The organism is Nocardiopsis sp. NPDC101807 (assembly GCF_044766605.1).
In the GTDB taxonomy this organism is placed as follows: Bacteria; Actinomycetota; Actinomycetes; order Streptosporangiales; family Streptosporangiaceae; genus Nocardiopsis; species Nocardiopsis tropica.
In genome coordinates, this window is the sequence record NZ_JBIWMK010000008.1 from 358,812 (window position 1) to 380,063 (window position 21,252).

Annotated in this window: 17 protein-coding genes and 1 tRNA gene; 6 read left to right on the forward strand and 12 right to left on the reverse strand. The window is 72.5% G+C overall.

Translation table 11 applies throughout. The features are described from left to right. Positions 1-54: 54 nt before the first annotated feature. Both ACIRPH_RS25000 and ACIRPH_RS25005 read right to left on the reverse strand, forming a co-directional pair. Positions 55-795 (reverse strand): acyltransferase, encoded by a 741-nt coding sequence (locus tag ACIRPH_RS25000; RefSeq protein ID WP_402918550.1) that lies wholly within the window; start codon positions 793-795, stop codon positions 55-57. A 165-nt stretch (positions 796-960) separates the two neighbouring features. Next, positions 961-2,328 (reverse strand): cystathionine beta-synthase, encoded by a 1,368-nt coding sequence (locus ACIRPH_RS25005; RefSeq protein WP_402918552.1) that lies wholly within the window; start codon positions 2,326-2,328, stop codon positions 961-963. A 436-nt stretch (positions 2,329-2,764) separates the two neighbouring features. Between ACIRPH_RS25005 and ACIRPH_RS25010 the strand changes: the two genes are divergently transcribed. From ACIRPH_RS25010 to ACIRPH_RS25020, 3 genes are all read left to right on the forward strand, one after another. Beyond that, positions 2,765-3,817 (forward strand): SGNH/GDSL hydrolase family protein, encoded by a 1,053-nt coding sequence (locus ACIRPH_RS25010; protein ID WP_402918554.1) that lies wholly within the window; start codon positions 2,765-2,767, stop codon positions 3,815-3,817. Positions 3,818-3,960: 143 nt separating this feature from the next. Next, positions 3,961-5,181 carry an acetyl-CoA C-acetyltransferase gene (locus ACIRPH_RS25015; protein ID WP_402918556.1) on the forward strand — a complete coding sequence of 407 codons (1,221 nt, stop codon included), beginning with the start codon at positions 3,961-3,963 and terminating at the stop codon, positions 5,179-5,181. A 311-nt stretch (positions 5,182-5,492) separates the two neighbouring features. Further along, positions 5,493-5,744, forward strand: coding sequence for a DUF4287 domain-containing protein (locus tag ACIRPH_RS25020; RefSeq protein WP_267946572.1), 252 nt, complete (start codon positions 5,493-5,495; stop codon positions 5,742-5,744). Positions 5,745-5,862: 118 nt separating this feature from the next. On the opposite strand, the gene ACIRPH_RS25025 is transcribed toward ACIRPH_RS25020, so the two are convergent. The 3 genes from ACIRPH_RS25025 to pruA all read right to left on the reverse strand — a co-directional run bounded on the left by ACIRPH_RS25025 (position 5,863) and on the right by pruA (position 9,809). Further along, entirely contained in the window at positions 5,863-6,795 is a 933-nt protein-coding gene (locus ACIRPH_RS25025) for a Bax inhibitor-1/YccA family protein (protein WP_402918559.1), read from the reverse strand. A 316-nt stretch (positions 6,796-7,111) separates the two neighbouring features. Next, positions 7,112-8,038 (reverse strand): proline dehydrogenase family protein, encoded by a 927-nt coding sequence (locus ACIRPH_RS25030; RefSeq protein WP_402918561.1) that lies wholly within the window; start codon positions 8,036-8,038, stop codon positions 7,112-7,114. Between the two features lie 145 nt (positions 8,039-8,183). After that, the gene (pruA, locus tag ACIRPH_RS25035; protein ID WP_402918563.1) at positions 8,184-9,809 is read right to left on the reverse strand and encodes an L-glutamate gamma-semialdehyde dehydrogenase; all 1,626 of its coding nucleotides are present in this window, start codon (positions 9,807-9,809) and stop codon (positions 8,184-8,186) included. Between the two features lie 142 nt (positions 9,810-9,951). On the opposite strand from pruA, the gene ACIRPH_RS25040 reads away from it, so the two are divergent. After that, entirely contained in the window at positions 9,952-11,775 is a 1,824-nt protein-coding gene (locus tag ACIRPH_RS25040; protein WP_402918565.1) for a helix-turn-helix domain-containing protein, read from the forward strand. Positions 11,776-12,155: 380 nt separating this feature from the next. Here ACIRPH_RS25040 and ACIRPH_RS25045 read toward each other — a convergent pair. The 7 genes from ACIRPH_RS25045 to ACIRPH_RS25075 form a co-directional block, all read right to left on the reverse strand. Next, positions 12,156-12,232: transfer RNA gene (locus ACIRPH_RS25045), tRNA-Leu, on the reverse strand. Between the two features lie 147 nt (positions 12,233-12,379). After that, positions 12,380-13,756 (reverse strand): NAD(P)/FAD-dependent oxidoreductase, encoded by a 1,377-nt coding sequence (locus ACIRPH_RS25050; protein ID WP_402918566.1) that lies wholly within the window; start codon positions 13,754-13,756, stop codon positions 12,380-12,382. Positions 13,757-14,084: 328 nt separating this feature from the next. Further along, on the reverse strand, positions 14,085-15,083 hold the full coding sequence (locus ACIRPH_RS25055; protein WP_402918567.1) for an exopolyphosphatase: 999 nt from the start codon (positions 15,081-15,083) through the stop codon (positions 14,085-14,087). Further along, positions 15,080-15,694, reverse strand: coding sequence for a DUF501 domain-containing protein (locus ACIRPH_RS25060; protein WP_402918569.1), 615 nt, complete (start codon positions 15,692-15,694; stop codon positions 15,080-15,082). Before ACIRPH_RS25060 ends, ACIRPH_RS25055 begins: the two co-directional genes overlap by 4 nt. 89 nt (positions 15,695-15,783) lie before the next feature. Further along, on the reverse strand, positions 15,784-16,155 hold the full coding sequence (locus tag ACIRPH_RS25065) for a septum formation initiator family protein (protein WP_402918571.1): 372 nt from the start codon (positions 16,153-16,155) through the stop codon (positions 15,784-15,786). 183 nt (positions 16,156-16,338) lie between these two features. Further along, positions 16,339-17,622, reverse strand: a complete 1,284-nt coding sequence (gene eno / locus ACIRPH_RS25070; RefSeq protein ID WP_402918573.1) for a phosphopyruvate hydratase — start codon at positions 17,620-17,622, stop codon at positions 16,339-16,341. Between the two features lie 104 nt (positions 17,623-17,726). Further along, positions 17,727-18,302, reverse strand: a complete 576-nt coding sequence (locus ACIRPH_RS25075; RefSeq protein WP_402918574.1) for a TetR/AcrR family transcriptional regulator — start codon at positions 18,300-18,302, stop codon at positions 17,727-17,729. 134 nt (positions 18,303-18,436) lie between these two features. On the opposite strand from ACIRPH_RS25075, the gene ACIRPH_RS25080 reads away from it, so the two are divergent. Together ACIRPH_RS25080 and ACIRPH_RS25085 are read left to right on the forward strand one after the other, a co-directional pair. Then, the gene (locus ACIRPH_RS25080; protein ID WP_402918576.1) at positions 18,437-19,714 is read left to right on the forward strand and encodes an FAD-dependent monooxygenase; all 1,278 of its coding nucleotides are present in this window, start codon (positions 18,437-18,439) and stop codon (positions 19,712-19,714) included. 77 nt (positions 19,715-19,791) lie between these two features. Further along, complete coding sequence (locus ACIRPH_RS25085) at positions 19,792-21,246, forward strand: FtsW/RodA/SpoVE family cell cycle protein (RefSeq protein WP_402918577.1); 1,455 nt, start codon at positions 19,792-19,794, stop codon at positions 21,244-21,246. Positions 21,247-21,252: the final 6 nt, after the last annotated feature.

Sequence of the window (21,252 nt, forward strand, 5' to 3'; positions counted from 1 at the left end):
TGGGCCGGAGCGCTCCGGAGGAGCCCTTGGCCGGGGCGCTCCGCCCGGCCGGGGTCAGACGGGCGGGAAACGGGTGGCGGACCCGGGCGTCGGCGGCTCCACCGGGACCTCCGGGGGCAGGCCGGTGACGGGGGTGGGCACCCGGGTGGGGGTCCCGGTCTCCCGCAGCGGGGGCTCCCAGCCGAGTTCGGCGTCGTAGGTGCGCACCACCTTGCCGGGGACGCCGGCGATGACGGCGTGGTCGGGGTAGGTACCCGGGCGGACCACCGTGCCCGCCGCCACGACGGAGTTGCGGCCCAGGTGGACCCCGGGGAGGATGACCGCGTTCGCACCGATCCAGGTGCCGTCGCCGATGCTGACCGGGTCGTCCACGGGCCACTGGAGGCCCACGGGGATCTCGGTGTTGGCGTAGGCGTGGTTCTGGTCGGTGATGTAGACGTAGGGGCCCGTGTACACGTGGTCGCCGATGTCCACGGACTTGTGGGCGACGATGTGGGAGCCGCGGCCGATGGCGCAGCCCGATCCGATCCGCACGACGGAGCCCTCGCCCAGGTCGTAGTCCGGGCCCATCCCCGCGGCGAGGGTCATGTCGCCGCCCAGGACGGTGTGCACGCCGATCTCGATCCAGGGCTCGCCGTAGAGGGTGGCCGTGGGGAAGGCGATCGCGGAGCCCGTCCCGAAGCGCGCGAACTTCCGGGCGGCCGCGGAGCCGGGGCGGATTTCGGCTCTGCTCCGGGCGTAGGACCAGACGGAGCGGATGATCCAGGACAACAGCCGAGACACGCGTGCTCCCATTTATTACCTGCCAGTAATACTGCCGCGAACATTAGCAGTGTCCGAGTATGCGTCGATATGCCCGGGACTCACGCACCGGGGCCCCCGGACGCGTCGCGAAAGACGCGTCCGGGGCCCCGGAGGCCCTGCGGTCGTTCGGCCGCCCGCCGGAGCGGGCGCGGCTTGCTAGCTCGACAGGTGGGCGAGCAGGTCCTGGCGGGTGAGAATGCCCACCGGCTTGCCGTCGCGCAGCACCACCAGGGCGCCGGAGCCGCGCAGCAGGCGCACGCAGTCGCTGACGGGCGTACCGGTGCCGACCGTGGCGAGCGGCTTGCCCATGTGCGTCTCGACCGTGTCGTCCAGCTGGGCCCGGCCGTCGAACAGCGCGTCCAGGAGGTCGCGCTCGGCGATGGAGCCGACCACCTCGGCGGCCATGACCGGGGGCTCCTCCTTCATGACGGGGAGCTGGGAGACGCCGTACTCCCGCATGATCGCGACCGCGGTGCCCACCGTCTCGTCCGGGTGGCTGTGCACGAAGTCGGGCAGCTCGCCGCCCTTCTCCCCGAGCACGTTGCCGGCCGTGGCCTCCTCCGTCTCGGCCGTCAGGAACCCGTAGTCGGACATCCACTCGTCGTTGAAGATCTTGCCGAGGTACCCGCGCCCGCCGTCGGGGAGCAGCACGACGATGACGTCGTCGGGCCCCGCGTCCCTGGCCACGCGCAGCGCGGCCTCCACGGCCAGCCCGCACGAGCCGCCCACCAGGAGGGCCTCCTCACGGGCGAGGCGGCGGGTCATCAGGAAGGAGTCCTTGTCGCTGACGGCCACGATCTCGTCGCACACGGAGGTGTCGTAGGTGCCGGGCCAGATGTCCTCGCCCACGCCCTCGACGAGGTACGGGCGGCCCGTGCCCCCGGAGTACACCGAGCCCTCGGGGTCGGCGCCGACGATCTTCACGGAGCCCCCGGAGACCTCCTTGAGGTACTTCCCGGTGCCGCTGATGGTTCCGCCGGTGCCGATGCCCGCGACGAAGTGGGTGATCCGGCCCTCGGTCTGGTCCCAGATCTCGGGGCCGGTCGCGTGGTAGTGCGACTCGGGGTTGTTCCGGTTCTCGTACTGGTTGGGCTTCCAGGCGCCGGGGATCTCGGCGGCCAGCCGGTCCGAGACCGAGTAGTAGGACTCGGGGTGGTCGGGGGCGACCGTGGTGGGGCACACCACGACCTCGGCCCCGTAGGCGCGGAGCACGGACAGCTTGTCCGGCCCGACCTTGTCCGGGCACACGAAGACGCAGCGGTAGCCCTTCTCCTGCGCGACGATCGCCAGGCCGATGCCGGTGTTGCCGGAGGTGGGCTCGACGATGGTCCCGCCGGGGCGGAGGTCCCCGCTCTTCTCCGCCGCCTCGACCATGCGGAGCGCGATGCGGTCCTTGACCGACCCCCCGGGGTTGAAGTACTCGACCTTGGCCAGGATCGTCGGCGCGAGCCCCTCCGTGACCTTCCGCAACCGGACGAGAGGGGTGTCCCCCACCAGGTCGATCAGTGAGTCGTGTACCCGCACTTGTGCTCCCTCGGCATCGTGGCGACCGGGTCTTCGGCCCGCCTGGTCCTCGCCCCGGCGGCGAGTCCGGGGCCGTGGGCCGGTCCGGCCCGTCTCACCCCGACTCTAACGTTTCCCACCAGGGGGTTCGGCGGGCGGAATGCGGCGTGGACCGGTGCCCGCGCACGCACGGGACGGCGGGGTCGTCCGACCCCCTTCCCCGGGCGGGGGAACCGTGCCCGCGCACGCCCGGGGCCGGCCCTCCTCCGAGGCGGCGGGAGGGGGTCCGCCGGCGCGCACGGTGGGCGGACGGGGTCGCCCGGACGCCGGTTCCCCCTCACCCCGGGGTGCGGACGGTGTGCCGCCCGGGTACGTGACCCGGGGGTTCCCCGCCGGTAACCTCGCAGGTAACCGGCTCGCCCAGGGCAGGCGGGTCCGAGGACTCGGAGGTCGTCCTGTGCTGCGAGCCGCACGCGCACGGCGGATCGCCGCTGCCACCGCGTTCGGTGGCGGCGGGCTCACACTCGTGGGGGGCGGCACGGTCGCCCTCCTCTACCTCCAGGCGAGGCTGGCCCGCCGCGCGGTCGGCACGACGCGGTGGGACCGGCCGGTGGTCGACGGCGTCTACGGCGAGGGCGGGGGCACGCCGCTCCGGATGCTGATGATGGGCGACTCCACCGCCGCCGGGTTCGCGGTGGCCAGGGCCGACCAGACCCCCGGCGTCCTGATCGCCTCCGGGATCGCGGCGGCGTCGGAGCGCCCGGTGCGCCTGCGCTGCACGGCCTCCCCCGGCGCCACGTCCGCGAACCTGTCCGCCCAGGTCGAACGCGCACGGGCCCTGGAACCGGGTTCGCGCTACGACGTGGCGGTGGTCTTCATCGGCGCCAACGACGTCATCCGCCGCATCCGGCCCAACGACGCCGTCGCACAGCTGCGCGGGACCGTGCGGGCCCTGGTCGGCCGGGGGACCGCCGTGGTCGTGGCGACCTGCCCGGACCTGGGGACGGTCCGCCCCATCGGCTGGCCGCTGCGCTCGATCGCCCGGCGCGCCTCGCGGCAGCTCGCCGCGGCGCAGACGATCGCCGTGACCGATGTCGGCGGCCGCACCGTCTCCCTGAGCGACATCCTCTCCGACGACTTCCGGACAGACCCTTCGTCGATGTTCGGGCCCGACCGTTTTCATCCGTCAGCTCGCGGGTACGCGCAGGCCGCCTTCGCCGTCCTCCCCTCCGCCTGCGCCGCCCTCGGACTGCTCCCGGAACTGGAGGAGGCCCGTCGCACGCGCGGCATCCTGCCGGTGGACCGGGCGGCCGTGGTCGCCGCCGAGACCCCGGGCACGGAGGTCTCGCGCGCCGCGGCCCACATCGACGGACAGGCGCCGGGGAGGCGCGGGCGCTGGGCCGCGCTCATCCGGAGCCCCTTCCGGCCGCGGGCGAACGGCGACCGCGAGGAGCGCCCCGCGGAACTGGGGGCGGCGGACGCCGGACGGCCTTCGGGCGAGCCCTCCTGAACGCCGACCCCGGGTGGCGGACGGAGGTTCCCGACGGGTTTACTGGTCGGTAACAAGACATGCTGTGACCTGTCCCGGCGCGCCGACCGCCAGGCCGGAACCCACAGCCCGCACGCAGCACCTCAACGATAGGGACGAAGCCCATGCCCGAAGCAGTCATCGTCGCCACAGCCCGCTCCCCGATCGGCCGCGCCTTCAAGGGCTCGCTCAAGGACATCCGCCCGGACGACCTGACCGCCCAGATCATCGGCGCCGCCCTGGCCAAGGTGCCCCAGCTCGACCCCGCGGGCATCGACGACCTGATGCTCGGCTGCGGCCTGCCCGGCGGCGAGCAGGGATTCAACATGGCCCGCATCGTGGCCGTCCAGCTCGGCCTGGACACCGTCCCCGGCACCACCGTGACGCGCTACTGCTCCTCCTCGCTCCAGACGACCCGGATGGCCTACCACGCCATCAAGGCGGGCGAGGGCGACGTGTTCGTCTCCGCCGGCGTCGAGACCGTCAGCCGCTTCGCCCACGGCAGCAGCGACAACCCGCAGAACGAGAACCCGCTCTTCGCCGACGCCAGGGCGCGCACCGAGAAGCGCAAGGAGGGCGGCGCCGCGGCCTGGACCGACCCGCGCGAGGAGGGCGCGCTGCCCGACGCCTACATCGAGATGGGCCAGACCGCCGAGAACGTCGCCCAGATCACCGGCGTCTCCCGGCAGCGCCAGGACGAGTTCGCGGTGCGCTCGCAGAACCTCGCCGAGAAGTCCCTCGACAACGGCTTCTGGGAGCGCGAGATCACCCCGGTGACCCTGCCCGACGGCACCGTGGTCAGCACCGACGACGGCATCCGCCGCGGCACCACCTACGAGAAGGTCGCCGGCCTCAAGCCGGTGTTCCGCCCCGACGGCACCGTCACCGCGGGCAACGCCTGCCCCCTCAACGACGGCGCCTCCGCCGTGGTCGTCATGAGCGACACCAGGGCGGCGCAGCTGGGCATCACCCCGCTGGCCCGGATCGTGTCCACCGGGGTGACCGGCCTGAGCCCGGAGATCATGGGCCTGGGCCCGGTCGAGGCCTCCCGGCAGGCCCTCGCCCGCGCCAACATGGCCATCGGCGACATCGACCTGGTCGAGATCAACGAGGCCTTCGCCGCGCAGGTGCTGCCCTCCGCCGACCAGCTCGGCATCGACATCGACGGCACCCTCAACGTCAACGGCGGCGGCATCGCGGTCGGCCACCCGTTCGGCAGCACCGGCGCCCGCATCACCGGCACGCTGATCAACGGCCTCCAGTTCCACGACAGGACGTTCGGCCTGGAGACCATGTGCGTCGGCGGCGGCCAGGGCATGGCGGCGATCTTCGAGCGCCTCAGCTAGACCTTCCCGGGGGCCGTCCGCGCCGGCCCCGCCGGGTCCCCCGTCCTCCTCCGCGCACCGGAGGAGGACGGGGGACTTTCGTGCATATGTGGGCATTTACGACACTTCACCCATGGACGTCGACGGGCCTCCCCTGCGCCGGACCACGGGCGGTTCCGCCCCAGCACATCCGGGATCGGCTGTCAGGAGGATCCGGGCGAACGTTCCCGCACCGGCAAGGTAAAAGCTGGCGACCGGGGCTTGTCCGGAACATGTTCCTGATGCAGGGTCGCAGGTAAGTGCCACACACCACAGCGCTGCCGGAGGTGCCTATGTCGGTAACCCACTCGCCGGAGGTCCACGCCAAGCTCATCGAACGCATCCCGGTCGTCACCGGCCGGGGACTCCACGAGTGGTTCGCCGCCCTCGACAAGGGGCCGGGACTGCTCCGCTGCCAGGACAGGTCCAACTGGCTCGCGGACGAGTACGAGCTCCCCCAGTGGTACGCGCAGGCCATCGTGCTGGAGCACGACCGCCGCCGCAGGAACCGTTCGATCCCCGCTCCGCGCGGCGAGAACGCCTGACCACGGGTCCCGCGTCCGAACACCGCACGCGACACGACGAAGGGGCCGCCACCCGGAACTCCCGGGCGGCGGCCCCTCGCCACGCGACGAATCCTGTCGGCCGGACGGCCGACGGTCGCTACTCGGCGAAGATCGTCTTGATCATCCAGAGCAGGCGCAGGATCTCGATGTAGAGCCAGACCAGGGAGACCGTCAGGCCGAAGGCGAACTGCCAGGCGAACTTGTCGGGGATCCCGGCGTTCAGGCCCTCCTCGATGCCCCGGAACTCCAGGGCGAGGGTGCAGGCCGCGATGACGACGAACACGAGGCCGACGACCAGGCCCAGCGGGCTGGGCTCGCGGAGGCCGATGCCGCCGGCGATGAAGAAGCTGGCCACGAAGTTCACCAGCATGAGCGCGGCCGCGCCCAGGGTGGCGTACATGACGACCTTCATGAAGCCGTCGGTCACCTTGATGATGCGGAACTTGTACAGCGCCAGCATCACGGCGAACACGACGACGGTGCCCAGGACCGCCTGGGTCACGAGGGCGCCGCCCGCGCCCGCGTCACCGGTCGTCGCCTCCAGGGAGGAGGCCAGGAGCGCGGAGAGCCCGCCGACGAGCAGGCCCTCCAGGGCCGCGTAGGCGAGGATCGCGACGGGGTTGGTGATCTGCTTGAAGGCGATGACCAGCCCGAGCACCAGGCCGCCGAGGGCGCCGACGATCATCAGGCCGAGGGTGAGGCCCGGGGCGAAGGGGTCGAAGAGGAAGTAGTTGACGACGGCGAAGAGTGCGACGACGCCGAGGGTCATCCCGGTGCGCACGACGACGTCGTCGATGGTCATCCGCTGGCCGCCGGCGCCCTGGGCGGGACCGCCCGGGTACCCCTGCTGGGGGTAGCCCTGCTGCGGGTAGCCCTGCTGGGGGTACTGCTGGCCGTAGCCCTGCTGCGGGTACGGCTGTCCGTACCCCGGCTGACCGTAGCCCTGCTGGCCGTACCCCTGGTGGGGAGCCCCGGCCGGGGCCTGCTGAAGTGCCCGCTTGAGGACGGGGTTGGAACTCCGCATCCGCATGTCTAGTAATGGCCTTTCACGCGTGGATTGCTGCCCACAAGGTAACGCACGGGACCGACGCGGGGTTCCGCAGGACAGGTCACCGTTGGGAAACGGGGCGGGCCGCCGACGGCGCCCCGTCGCGCGGAAGAGCTCCTCACCGGGGACGCGGGCCGGCGCCGCGTCCCCGGCGCGGCCGTGCGGCACACCCGTCCACAGGCCCCGGGTCCGGTCGCCAGCCCCGCGACGGCGCGCGTGGCCGCCCCGGTCGTCCGGGAAGCGCTCGGGCCCGTGGCCGGGTGGTCGTCCGGTCACGGGCCCGAGGTTAAACACCAAGCTAGCTGCGGGACACCAGCGAGCGTGCCAGGAAGAGCACGTTGGCCGGGCGCTCCGCCAGGCGCCGCATGTAGTAGCCGTACCACTCGGTGCCGTACGGCATGTAGACGCGCATCCTCTTGCCCTCGGCGGCGAGGCGGACCTGCTCGGCGTCGCGGATCCCGTAGAGCATCTGGTACTCGTAGTCGTCCGCCGAACGACCGTTGGCCTCGGCCAGGGAGCCGGCGATGGCGACCATGCGCGGGTCGTGCGAGGCGACCATGGGGTAGCCGTCGCCCTCCATGAGGACGCGCAGCGCGCGCACGTACGCCTTGTCGACCTCGGCCTTGTCGCGGTACGCGACCGAGGCGGGCTCGTCGTAGGCGCCCTTGCACAGGCGCACGCGCGAACCGGCGCCGCTCAGGTCGCGGCAGTCCGCGACGGTGCGGCGCAGGTAGGCCTGGAGCACCGCGCCCGTGGACGGGAAGTCCTCGCGCAGTTCCCGCAGGATCCCCAGGGTGGAGTCGACCGTGGTGTGGTCCTCCATGTCGAAGGTGACCGTGGTGCCGATCGCCTTGGCCGCCTCGGCGATCTCGCGGGCGTTCTCCAGGGCGATCTTCTCGCCGTCCCTGTCGAGGAACTGGCCCACCGCCGAGAGCTTGACCGACACCTCGGCCCGGTCCCCGAGACCGGCCTCGCCGAGCGCGGCGAGCAGGTCCCGGTAGGCGGTCACCGTCGCCGCGGCCTGCGCGGCGTCGGCGGTGTCCTCCCCCAGGAAGTCCAGGGTGACGTAGCGGTCCCTGGTCAGGTCCTCGATCGCGGGGAGGGCCTCCTCCATGGTGGAGCCCGCCACGAACCTGTGGACCATGGCCCGGGTCATGGGCGTGCGCTCGACGACGGTGCGGACCTTCGCGGACCTGGCGGCGAGCAGAAGGGGCTTACGAAGCATGGTGACCTCGAAGAAGACGTGCGCGGGTCTGTGGGCCCGCGCGGACGGGGCAGCGGCCGGGGGGTGTCCCCGCGGTGCCGGTGGATTCCTCGGGGGGCTGGAGGGTCCGCACCCCCTCAGGACGGGAGGGGGCGCGGAACCGTGGCTACCCCTGGTGGGGGTAGGAGGAGACCGTCGGCGCGACGAACGTCTCCTTGATGGCGCGCGGGCTGGACCAGCGGGACAGGTTCTGCGCGGAACCGGCCTTGTCGTTGGTGCCGGAGGCGCGCCCGCCGCCGAACGGCTGCTGGCCCACGATGGAGCCGGTCGGCCGGTCGTTGACGTAGAAGTTGCCCGCCGAGAACCGCAGCGCCTCGGTGGCCCTGGCGATCGCGGAGCGGTCCTTGGCCAGGACCGCGCCGGTCAGGGCGTAGGCGGAGCCCTCGTCGACGACCTTGAGGATGTCGTCGAACTCGTCGTCCTCGTACACGTGGACGGCGATGACCGGGCCGAAGTACTCGGTGCGGAACACGTCGTTGGTCGGGTCCGTGCCCTCGATGATGGTCGGGCGCACGAAGTAGCCGACGGAGTCGTCGGCGGTCCCGCCGGCGATGATCTCCAGGGTCGGGTCGGACTCGGCGTCCTTCAGGACCTTGGCCAGCTTGTCGAAGGAGCGGCGGTCGATGACGGCGCCGATGAAGTTCGACAGGTCGGTCACGTCGCCCATGGTGAGGGCCTCGGTCTCGGCGACCAGGTCGTCGCGCACCTGCTCCCACACGGAGCGGGCGACGAAGGCGCGCGAGGCGGCCGAGCACTTCTGGCCCTGGTACTCGAAGGCGCCGCGGACGATCGCGGTGCGCAGGACCTCGGGGTCGGCGGAGGAGTGCGCGACGATGAAGTCCTTGCCGCCGGTCTCGCCGACGATCCGCGGGTAGCTGCGGTAGGAGGAGATGTTCTCGCCGACGCTCTTCCACAGGTGCTGGAAGGTCTTGGTCGAACCCGTGAAGTGCACACCGGCCAGCTCGGGGTCGTTGAGGGCGACGTCGGAGACGGCGAGGCCGTCACCGGTGACCATGTTGATGACGCCCGGGGGCATCCCGGCCTCCTCCAGGAGGCGCATGGTCAGCTCGGCGGCGAACTGCTGGGTCGGGGAGGGCTTCCACACGACCACGTTGCCCATCAGGGCCGGGGCGGTGGGGAGGTTGCCCGCGATGGCGGTGAAGTTGAAGGGGGTGATCGCGTAGACGAACCCCTCCAGCGGCCGCTGCTCCATGCGGTTCCACACGCCGCGGACGCTGAGGGGCTGCTGGGCGATCAGCTCGCGGGCGTAGGAGACGTTGAAGCGCCAGAAGTCGATGAGCTCACAGGCCGCGTCGATCTCCGCCTGCTGGGCGGTCTTGGACTGGCCGAGCATGGTGGCGGCGTTGATGGTGGCGCGCCAGGGGCCGGCGAGCAGGTCGGCGGCGCGCAGGAGGATGGCGGCGCGGTCGTCGAAGGACATCGCGCGCCACGCCGGGGCGGCGGCCTTGGCCGCGGCGACGGCGGCGCGGGCGTCGTCGTGGGTCGCGTTGCGCATGGTGCCCAGGACGGCGGTGTGACGGTGCGGCTGCACGACGTCGATGGGCTCTCCGCCGCCCATGCGGCTCTCGCCGTTGATGCGCATCGGAAGGTCGATGCTCTCCTTGCCGAGCTCCTCCAGCTTGGCGACGAGCTCTTCGCGCTCGGCGCTGCCGGGCGCGTAGGACAGAACGGGTTCGTTCTGCGGCAGCGGGACGTTGGTCACGGCGTCCATGGGCACCTCCCCAGTTAAGAATGTCCCTGAAACGAGCAGGGTTGAGCTGACTCAACGCTCTCAGAACAAGACCGTGCGAACCTTGTGGGGCAGGCCACTCTTTACCCGCCTTATTTGTTCACTGGGACAAAATGGGACTCATATGAGCACTGACACCCCACCACCAGGCCCCTTCCGCCACTCTGGCGACAACCCGCACCGGACGGAAGTTCGGACGAGCGTCTTCGCAGGTCACTCCGCCCACGACGGGGAGGGTTCCACCGGGGTGCCCCTGCGCAGACTGCTGCTGGCCCTGGGCGACCCCGTCGCGGACGTCGCGGCCGCACCGGGGGGTCTTGATGTCCAGGTGGACAATGTCGTCATCCTCGATCCGGAGGACCGCGCGGAGGTCCGCGAGGGCGACCTGGTGCTGCTGATCGGCGCACGCGGAGCGGCCGCGCGCCGGCTCGTCCGGACGCTGGCCGAGCAGGGCGCCACGGCGGTCGCCGTCAAGACCGGCGGGTACCCCCAGGACGAGGCGCCGTCGGCGGGCGGCCGCGCGGTGCGGCCCAGGCCGGGCGCGACCGATGAGCTCCAGGCGCTGCGGAGCGAGGCGCGGGAGGCGGGGATCGCCCTGCTGGCGGTCCGCGCGGAGGTGCGGTGGGACCAGTTGCAGGCGGTCTGCCAGAGCATCGTGGACGACGCCCGGCTGACCGCCGTCGAGGACCTGGGCGAGTCCAGCGGCGACCTGTTCTCGATGGCGCAGACGATCGCCCAGCTGACCGGCGGCCTGGTGAGCATCGAGGACGCGGCCAGCCGGGTGCTGGCCTACTCCAGCGGCGCGGAGGTGGACGAGCTGCGGCGGCTGTCGGTGCTGGGCAGGCGCGGTCCGGAGTCGTACCTGGCGCTGCTGCGGGAGTGGGGCGTGTTCGCCAAGCTGCGTGCCGGTGAGGAGGTGGTGCGGATCGAGGAGCACCCCGACCTGGGCATCCGCCGCCGCCTTGCGGTGGGGATCCACGCCGGACGGCAGCCGCTCGGGGCGATCTGGGTGCAGGAGGGCGCGAGCCCGCTGGCGGAGAACGCCGAGGAGGCGCTGCTGGGGGCCGCCCGCACCACGGCGTTGCAGATGATCAGGCAGCGCAGTCAGGCCAGCGCGGGGCTGCGGCTCCGCGAGGACCTCCTGTCGAGCCTGCTGGAGGGGCGGATCGACGCGGGGGCCCTGGCCGACACGGTGGAGGTGCACGCCGACCGCGGGGCGCTGGTGGTGGCGTTCTCGCTGTTGGAGGCCCCGGACGGGGTCGGCGAGGAGCGTCCCGACCGGCCCGCCCGCGAGCTGCGCCGACGCCGGATGATCGACCTGGTGTCGGTGCACACCGCCGCGTACCGCCGCAGCGCCCTGGTGACGGAGCTGGGCGGCCGGGTGTACGTGCTGCTGCCGGACCTGGAGCGCGGCAGGGAGGGGTGGAGGGGGGTGGAGCAGTCGGTGCTGGCCCTCACGCGCAAAACGGTGGCGGCGGCGCGCGCGACCCTGGGGGCGCGGGTGCAGGGGGCGGTGGGGTCGCTGACGGAGCGGCTGGCGGACGTGCCGGACTCGCGCGCCGAGGCCGACCGCGTGCTGGACGCGATGGGCCGCGACCTGGAGCGGGACCTGGACTGGGAGGTGGCGACCATCTCCGACGTGCGCTCGCGGGTGCTGATCGGCGAGACGCTGGCCCGGTTGCGGGAGGACCCGTCCCTGCGGGACCCGAGGGTCAGCCGGTTGATCGAGTACGACCGTGCGGGCGGCGCCGACCTGGTGCACTCGCTGCTGGCCTACCTGGAGGCGTTCGGCGACGCGCGGGCGGCGGCGGAGCGGCTGCACATCCACCCCAACACCCTGAGGTACCGGGTGCGCAGGGCCGCCGCGGTGAGCGGGATAGACCTGGGCGACCCGGGGGAGCGGCTGTTCACGCAGCTGCAGCTCCTCATGGAGCGGCAGACCCCGTAGCCCCCGTACCCCGGGGGCGGCCCGTGAGGGCGCCGTCCCCCGCTCCAGGAGGTGGCCGGTGACAGCCGCCCTCTCCTCAGGAGGGTTGCGGGTGAGAACGCGACCCCGCCCAAGGGGGTGTGAGTCAGGACGCGACCCCGCCCAAGGGGGTGTGAGTCAGGACGCGACCCCGCCCAAGGGGGTGTGAGTCAGGACGCGACCCCGCCCAAGGGGGTGTGTGTGAGGGCGCCGCCGGGGTGCTGCAGGACGAGACAAGCCGCGAGCGAGGAACGAGCGGCAGGCGCAGACGAGGACGAAGCACCCCGGCCACCAGGCGCCCGAACCCCGGGGCGAAGCGGAGCGGAGCCCCACGGCGGCACGGCGGAGCCCCACGACGACACTGGTACCCCCGGTCGGACTCGAACCGACACTTGTGACCCTTTTAGGGGGCCTGCCTCTTCCATTGGGCTACGAGGGCGAACCCATCATACCGGCCGGGCCGATTGCCCACTTTGCTTTGGCTTGGCCGGTTATGGTCACGAAAAGACCGGCTCCCCTGGGGAAACCGGTCGTTTCGTGTGTTCGGGCGGGGCCGCGCGGGCGGGTGCCGCGTGGCCGGGCCGGGTCAGCTGACCCGGCGGAGGCGGCCGTCCTCGATCTGCGGCCGGCTGGCCTCCTCGAAGGCCTGGCGGGGCTCGGCCATCTCCGGGAGCGCGGCGAAGTCGCGGCGCAGGAAGAGGGCGAGCGTCCAGTCCGACAGCACGCGCATCTTGCGGTTGAAGGTCGGGACCGCGAACAGGTGGTAGGCCCGGTGGGCGTACCAGGCGAGGCGGCCGTTCAGCTTGACGACGCCGAACAGCTGGGCGGCGCCCTTGTGCAGTCCCAGGCCGGCGACCGCGCCGAGGTTCTTGTGCTTGTAGGCCTTGAGCTCGGTGTTGCGCAGCGAGGCGATCACGTTGTCGGCGAGCACCGGCGCCTGGCGGACCGCGTTCTGGGCGTTGGGCGGGTAGTAGCCGCCGTTCCCGTCGGGGACCTGGGCGTTGTCGCCGCCGGCGAAGGCGTTCTCCACGCCGTTGACGGTGAGGAACTCGCTCGTGTCCACGTGGCCCTTGGGCCCGAGGGGCAGGTCGCTGGCGGCGACGACCGGGCTGGGCTTGACGCCCGCGGTCCACACGAGGGTGCCCGCGTCGAACTCGGTGCCGTCGCTGAGCTTGATGTGCTGGTCGGCGGCCGACTCCAGGAACGTCTTGAGCCTGACGTCGATGCCGCGGCGGCGCAGCTGGTTGAGGGCCTTGTTCCCGACCTCGGGGCCGACCTCGGGCAGGATCTTGTCGGCCGCCTCGATGAGGTAGAACCGCACGTCGTCGAGGTCGATCGACTGGTGGAGGCGGACCGCGTCGCGGACCATGTCCTCCAGCTCGGCGATGGCCTCGGCGCCGGCGAACCCGCCGCCGACGAAGACGAAGTTGAGCGCCTTGCGGCGGGTGGCCTCGTCGTCGGTGGAGTCGGCGATGGTGAGCTGGTTGAGGACGTGGTTGCGGAGGTAGGCGGCCTCCTCCACGGTCTTGATCCCGATGCCCCACTCGGCCAGGCCGGGGATGGGCAGGGTGCGCGAGACGGCGCCCGCGGCCATCACGAGGTGGTCGTAGGCGATGGTCTCGGGCTCGCCGACGTTGGGCTCGTAGCGGACCTGGCGGTCGGCGTGGTCGATGCGCACGACGCGCCCGCCCAGGACGCGGACCCGGTCGAAGACCTTGCGCAGCGGGACGACGACGTGGCGCGGGGAGATGTTGCCGGACGCGGTCTCGGGCAGGAAGGGCTGGTAGGTCATGTAGGAGTTGGGGTCGATGACGGTGATCCGCGCCTCGCCCGCCCCGAGCTTCTTCTCCAGCCGCCTCGCGGTGTACATCCCGAGGTAACCGCCGCCGACGATGAGGATGTGCGGGATCTCCGCCTCGTCCCCTCCGCCGTGTACCAGCCGGTAGTTCCTGCTCTCGGTCATCGCATATCCGCCCTAAAGGTTTCTGTCGCGCCCGTCCGGGGCCGCGAAGGTCTCGCGGTCTCCGGTCGCCCGCTCTCGTGTTCCAGCGGGGCACCACCCCGTCGTGGTGGGTACCCGTACTTTTCGGGTGGTGCTTGTGCATTCTTTCACAAGCACCTACCGACAGAGAAGGTTCACATCTGATCACCTTCCGACCACCCGCCCACCTGCATGTCTTGTGTTTACGCAGGTCAGAGTGGTTGTGAAAGCATTCACAAGGGCCTTCCGGGGTGATGCGTCTCACCCGGAGGACCCTGCTCGGGGGTCCCGAAAGCCCCTTGCGGAACGCCTACGCCTGGACCACGAGGCTCCAGGCGACACCGTCCAGGATGTCGTGCTCACTCGTCGTGAACGCGTCCGCCCCGGTGCGGGCGAGCACCCGCGACAGGACGAGCGCGCCCGCACCGATCACGTCCACCCGGCCGGGGTGCATGACGCCGATCTCCGACCGCTCGGCCGAGGTCGCCGCGAGCAGTTCCCCGGTGATGCGGTCGAGGTCCGCCGCCCCCACGCGGGAGTGGTGGATCCGCTCCGCGTCGTAGGCGGGCAGGTCCAGGGCGATGCCGGCGACCGTGGTCGCGGTCCCCGCGACGCACACCACCGATCCCGCCTCGCGCAGGGGCACGACCCGCTCGACCTCGTCGAGCGCCGCGTCGATGTCGGCGGTGGCCGCCGCGATCTGCTCCGCCGTGGGCGGGTCGTCGCGCAGGTGCCGCTCGGTCATGCGCACGCAGCCGATGTCCACCGACAGCGCCGCGCGGACCAGCTCGCCCTTCTCGGCCTCCTCCGGGCCCGTCCCCAGGACGAACTCGGTGGAGCCGCCCCCGATGTCCACCACCAGGAACGGCGGGGCGGTCTCGCTTGTTCCCCCCTCGGCCGCCTCGGCGTCGAACTCGGCCGTGGCGCCCACGAACGACAGCTCTGCCTCGTCCAGGCCCGTGACCACCTCGGGCTCCACCCCGAGGATCCCGCGGACCCCGTCGATGAACACCTGGCGGTTGGCCGCGTCCCGGGTCGCGCTGGTGGCGACCATGCGCACCGCGTCCGGACCCAGGGCGATGCCGTGCGCCTCGATGGCCTCGGCGTAGCCGCGGAGCGCCTCGAAGGTCCGCTCCAGCGCCTCGGGGGAGAACGCACCGGTCCGGTCGACGCCCTCGCCCAGCCGCACGATCTCCATGCGCCGGTCGACGTCGACCACCTGGACCTCGTCGCCGTCGATGTGGACCACGTCGGCGATCAACAGCCTGATGGAATTGGTTCCGCAGTCGATGGCCGCGACACCGCTCATGACCCGTTCCCCTCACTGCCCTCTCGGGCGTCCTCGTCGACGCACACGCACGGTCCCCTGTCCCACCACTGCGGCAGCTCCTCCAGCGCCTCGGCGCCGAAGGGGTTGGTTCCCGGCGCGGCGAGCTCGTGGCCGACCAGCGCGTGCAGGCACTTGACCCGGGTGGGCATGCCGCCGGTGCTCTGCATGCCCTCGGGGAGGGGCTCGACCCCGTCGAGGCGCGCCTGCTCGGCCCGCTCCTCGATGTAGGACTCGTGGGCCCTGGTGTAGGCCTCCCCGAGCTCCGGGTCCGTCGCGAGCCGGTCCTGCATCTCGCGCATGCGGCCGGAGTTCTCCATCCGGCCGATGGCCGACGCCGCGCGCGGGCACGTCAGGTAGTACAGCGTCGGGAAGGGGGTGCCGTCCTCCAGGCGGGGCGCGGTGCGCACCACGTCGGGGAGCCCGCACGGGCAGCGGTGCGCGACCCCGCGCACCCCGCGCGGGGTACGGCCCAGCTGGAGTTCGATGGCGGCGATGTCGCGTGCGGCGACCGGGTTCTCGGAGTGCCCCCCGGGGCGGGCGCCCGCCGGTCCGGCGGCGTGCCCGGGCACGGGCTGATCAGCGGAAGTCATGGCGAACCCAGCATAGGGCCGCCCCCGCACCCCTGCCGCCCTCGGGTGCGGGCCCCGCCCCGGGCCCTGCCGCGCCCCGGGGGGGCGGGTCAGAGCCCGTCGTCGGGCGGCGGGCTGTCCGCCTCCTCGACCGAGCGCCACAGCGTGGTGAACCACGGCTCGCGGGGACCGGTCTCGGCCTCGTCGTCGTCCTCGGAGTCCGGCGGGATGACGATGTAGGCGGTCTCGTCGGGATACTGGTAGTGGAGCCGCGCGCGGGCCTCCCGTTCGACGTATTCGTCCTGGGTGAGCTCCTGCTCGCGCTCGCGCAGGTCGAGCACGCTCTCCTCCATGCGCGCGCGGTCCTCCTGGAGCTGGGCGATCTGCGCCCGCTGCGCGACGTACTCGCGCAGCGGGTAGGCCAGGCTCAGTGCGATCACGCACACCACGAGGGCCAGGATCGCCGCGCGGCTGGTGAGCATGGGCCGTACCCCGGCGGCGGTGCGGCCCGTGCCCTTCCCGGCCCCCCTGCCCTTGGCGGAGCCGGTTCCGGCGCTCTTGCGCCCCGGCCTCCTCCGGGCAGCCCTGCCCGCAGACCTGTCGGCTTTGGACGCCTTCCCGGCCTTTGGGGGCGGCTGCTTGGATTCGCGTGGCACTGGGGCAGACTAGCCGCGCTTGGCGAAGCGCGGGAAGGCCGACACGCCCGCGTAGACGGCGGCGTCGTCCAGTTCCTCCTCGATGCGCAGGAGCTGGTTGTACTTGGCGACGCGCTCGCTGCGGGCCGGGGCGCCGGTCTTGATCTGGCCCGCGTTGGTGGCCACCGCGATGTCGGCGATGGTGGTGTCCTCGGTCTCGCCGGAGCGGTGGCTGATCATCGCCGTGTAGCCGCTGCGCTGGGCCATGGCGACCGCGTCCAGGGTCTCGGTCAGGGTGCCGATCTGGTTGACCTTGACCAGCAGCGAGTTGGCGGTGTCGGCGAGGATGCCGCGCTGGAGCCGCTCGGGGTTGGTGACGAACAGGTCGTCGCCGACCAGCTGGACCTTGTCGCCGAGCTCGGCGGTGAGGGTCTTCCAGCCCTCCCAGTCCTCCTCGTCGAGGGGGTCCTCGATCGAGACGAGCGGGTAGGCGTCGACCAGCTCCGCGTAGTACGCGGCCATGTCCGCCGAGGTGCGGGCCTTGCCCTCGAAGGTGTAGACGCCGTCGTCGAACAGCTCGGTGGCGGCCACGTCCAGGGCGAGCGCGATGTCGGCGCCGGGGGTGTAGCCGGCCTTCTGGATGGCCTCGACGATCAGGTCGAGGGCCGCGCGGTTGCTCTCCAGGTCGGGGGCGAAGCCGCCCTCGTCGCCCACGCCGGTGCCCAGGCCGTGGGCCTTCAGGACCGACTTGAGGGAGTGGTAGACCTCGGTGCCCCAGCGCAGCGCCTCGGAGAACGTGGGCGCGCCGATCGGGGCGACCATGAACTCCTGGATGTCGACGTTGCTGTCGGCGTGCGCGCCGCCGTTGAGGATGTTCATCATCGGCACGGGAAGCACGTGCGCGTTGGGACCGCCGATGTAGCGGAACAGCGGCAGCCCGGCCTCCTTGGCGGCGGCCCTGGCCACCGCCAGGGAGGCGCCCAGGATGGCGTTGGCGCCGATCCGGGACTTGTCCGGGGTGCCGTCCAGGTCGATGAGCGCGCGGTCGATGATGCGCTGCTCGTCGGGCGCGTGGCCGAGGAGCTCGTCGGCGATCTCGTCGTTGACGGCCGTCACGGCCTTGGCCACGCCCTTGCCGCCGTAGCGGTCTCCGCCGTCACGCAGTTCGACTGCCTCGAACCGGCCGGTGGACGCGCCGCTGGGGACACCCGCGCGCGCGATGGTTCCGTCGTCGAGAAGAACCTCGACCTCGACCGTCGGGTTGCCCCGCGAGTCAAGGATCTCTCGCGCCTGTACTGCCTCGATGGACGCCACGGTCTCTCTCCGTCTCTTGGGGATTCTCGGACCACTGGTTCAGGACCCGACACGAGACTAGCGACACCGCCCGCCCCCAGGTGGGGACACCCGGCCGAAGCGGTCTAGTCCTCGGAGGAGATCCCGGTCACCAGGGCCGCCAGGGCGATGTCGAGGGCCCGTTCCCGGTGCGCGAGGGCCTCCTCGGCGGAGAGCATGACGGAGATGTCCTGGATCCCCCCGAGGGCGATGACCGCGCCCATCCTGGCGGGGGTCCCGCGCCCGGGGCCGACCAGGAGGCGGTCGAGCCGGCGCCGCCAGGCCACGACGGCGTCGATGAGCCCGACGTCGGCCAGGGAGCCGACGTCGTTGAGGACGGCGACCAGCAGGGTGCTGTGGCGCACACAGATGTCGAAGTAGTCGCCGAGGAGCTCGCGGGCGCGGTCGGACACCCCCTCCGGGGCCTGGCCCTGATCGTCGCCGTACTCGGCGAAGAGGGCGCCCATGTCCTTCTCCAGGGGCTCGACCAGCGACCTGAGCAGGTCGTTCTTGGACGGGAAGTGGTAGTACAGCGCCGCCTTGGTGATGCCGAGGCGCTCGGCGATCTCGCGGAGGCTCGTCTTCTCGAACCCCTTGCGGGCGAACAGGTCCAGTGCCGCGGCCTGGATCTCGGCCTTGGTGTCGCTCTGCGCTCTGGGCACCCGTGTCACTCCTGTTCACTCGCCGCCTGATGCGCCGAGTCTAACCCGTACCTTCCGACCGGTAAGTTACTTGACGCACGGTAAGTAGCTGCCTAACGTGTCCCGCAAGCCATCCGAAGGAGCGTGAACCCCCCGTGACAGCCGTACGGAACGTCCTGATCTCCGGCGCCGGCATCGCCGGCCCCGCCCTCGCCCACTGGCTCCACCGGTACGGCATCGAGCCGACCGTGGTCGAACGCGCCCCCGCCCCCCGCTCCGGCGGCTACGCCGTCGACGTGCGCGGCGTCGCCCTGGACGTCGCCGAGCGCATGGGCGTGCTCGACGGCATCGTGGAGCACGGCACCGGCATGGCGTCGGCGTCGTTCGTCGACGCGCGCGGGCGCCGCGTCGCCGACTTCACCCCCGCCCAGGCCCGCACGGACTCCGGGGGACGGTCCCGCGAGCTCCTGCGCGGCGACCTGGTACGGCTCCTGCACGAGCCCACCACGGCGTACACCGAGTACCTGTACGACGACACGGTCACCGCGCTGGAGCAGGCCCCCGGGGGCGTGCACGTGTCCTTCGCGCACGCCGCGCCGCGCGTGTTCGACCTGGTGGTGGGGGCCGACGGCCTCCACTCCACCACCCGGGCCCTCGCCTTCGGCCCCGAGGGTCCGTTCCGGAGGTTCCTGAACGCCTACATCAGCATCTGCACCGTGCCCAACCACCTCGGCCTGGACCGGGAGGTCCTGCTGCACAACCTCCCCGGGCGGGCGATCGCGCTCTACCACACGCCCCGCGCCGAGGGGGCGAAGGCGATGTTCCTGGTGTCCACGCGTTCGGAGACGGGGATCGACCGCAGGCCGGCCGGGGAGCAGAGGCAGTTCCTGCGCGAGGCGTTCGCCGGGGCGGGCTGGGAGGCGGGGCGCCTCCTGTCGGAGACGGAGGCGGCCCCGGACTTCTACTTCGACTCCGTCACCCAGATCCGGGCCCGCAGCTGGTCCGCCGGCCGGGTGGTCCTGCTCGGCGACGCCGCGCACTGCCCCTCCCCCGCGTCGGGCCAGGGCAGCAGCCTCGCCCTGGCCGGCGCCCACGTGCTCGCCGGAGAGCTGGCCCGGCACGAGGCCCCCGCCGCGGCCCTGGCCGCCTACGAGGCCCGGATGCGGCCTTTCGTGGCCGCCAACCAGGCGATCGCCGACGCCGGGCTGGGGTTCCTGGCCCCGCGGACCCGGACGGGCATCGCGGTGCGCAACGCGCTGGTGCGCGCGGCCCCGCTGCTGTCGCGGGTCGGGGGCTTCGACTCCAGGCTGTCGAGGGCGGCCGAGGCCCTGGAGCTGGACGCGCCCGCGCCCCCGTCGGGGCGACCCGCCCGTCCGGGCGCGTCCCGCCCGGACGGCACGCCTCGGGGGCGGGGACGGCTCCCCCGCCTATAGTTCAGGGTCGGAGGACCCGGCCGGGCCGGGCGGCCCGGCCCGGGCGCCCGCGCCCCGAGGTGGACGGCGGAACGACAGTGGGCGACCCCGAGACCGGACCGGTGGCCGCCGACGGCGCCCTCCCCCCGGTGCCACGGCGGGGCTCCGAGCTCGTCCTGCTCACGGCCGGGCTCCTGACGGTCGCGGCGACCCTCCTGACGGCGTCCCTGTCCGTCACCGGCGGCGTCGAACCGGTGCTCGGCCTCTACCTGGCCGCCCTGGGCGCCGGGGCCCTCTCCCTCCACCTCCTGCTGCGCCGGGTCGCGCCCTACGCCGACCCGGTCGTCATGCCGGTCGCCACCGTCCTGAACGGACTCGGCGTCACCATGATCTGGGTGATCCAGACGACCCGGGCGGCGACCGCCGGGGAGCACGGGGACGCCGACCGGCAGGTGGTGTGGACCCTGGTGGGCATGGCCCTGTGCGCCGCCGCGGTGGCCGCCGTCCGCCGCCCCCAGCGGCTCACCATGTACACGTACGTGATCGCCGGGGCCGCCCTGCTCCTGCTCCTGCTGCCGCTGTCCCCCCTGGGCCACGAGGTGCTGGGCGCCCGGCGGTGGATCGGCCTCGGCCCGTTCACGATGCAGCCCTCGGAGTTCGCCAAGGTGCTCCTCGTCCTCTTCCTCGCCTCGTACCTGGGACGGCGCCGCGAGGTGATGGCGCTGGTCACCCGCACCGTCAGGGTCGGCCGCCTCAAGGTGTTCAGCGTGCCCCGCGCACGCGACCTGGCGCCCATGGCGGTGGGCTGGGGCCTGGCGATCCTCCTGCTCGTGGGCACCAGGGACCTGGGGACGTCGCTCCTGCTCTTCGGGACGTTCCTGGCGGTGCTCTACGCCGCCACCGCGCGCAAGTCGTGGGTGCTCATCGGCCTGGTCGCCTTCTCGGCGGGCGCGTACGCGGCGTACCTGATGTTCGGGCACGTGCGCAACCGCGTGGACATCTGGCTCGACCCCTTCGACGAGGAGGTGTACAGCCGCCCCGGGGGCAGCTACCAGATCGTCGAGGGCATGTTCGCGCTCGCCGAGGGCGGCCTGACCGGGACGGGCTTCGGAGGCGGGGCCGTCCAGGAGGTCTTCGCCGCCGACAGCGACCTGGTCCTGGTCTCGGTGGGCGAGAAGCTGGGGCTCACCGGCCTGATGGCCGTCCTCCTCCTGCTGCTGGTCCTGGCCGAGCGGGGGTTCCGCATCGCCCTGGGCTCCCGGGAGTGGTTCCTGAAGCTGACGGCCCTCGGGTACGCCTTCCTCACAGCGTTCGACGTGTTCATCGTGCTCGGCGGAGCGACCCTCATCATCCCCCTGACCGGTATGACCGCGCCGTTCCTGTCGGCCGGTGGATCGGCGCTGATGGCCAACTGGGTGATCGTCGGCCTCTGGCTGACCATCAGCGAGACGGCGCGCCGGCCCCGGGCGGGCGGCGCGGAGCGCGACCCCGCCACGGAGGCCGTCCGCATGCGCGACCTGCCGCCCCCTCCCCCGGAGACCCGCCCGGGGTGACAGGGG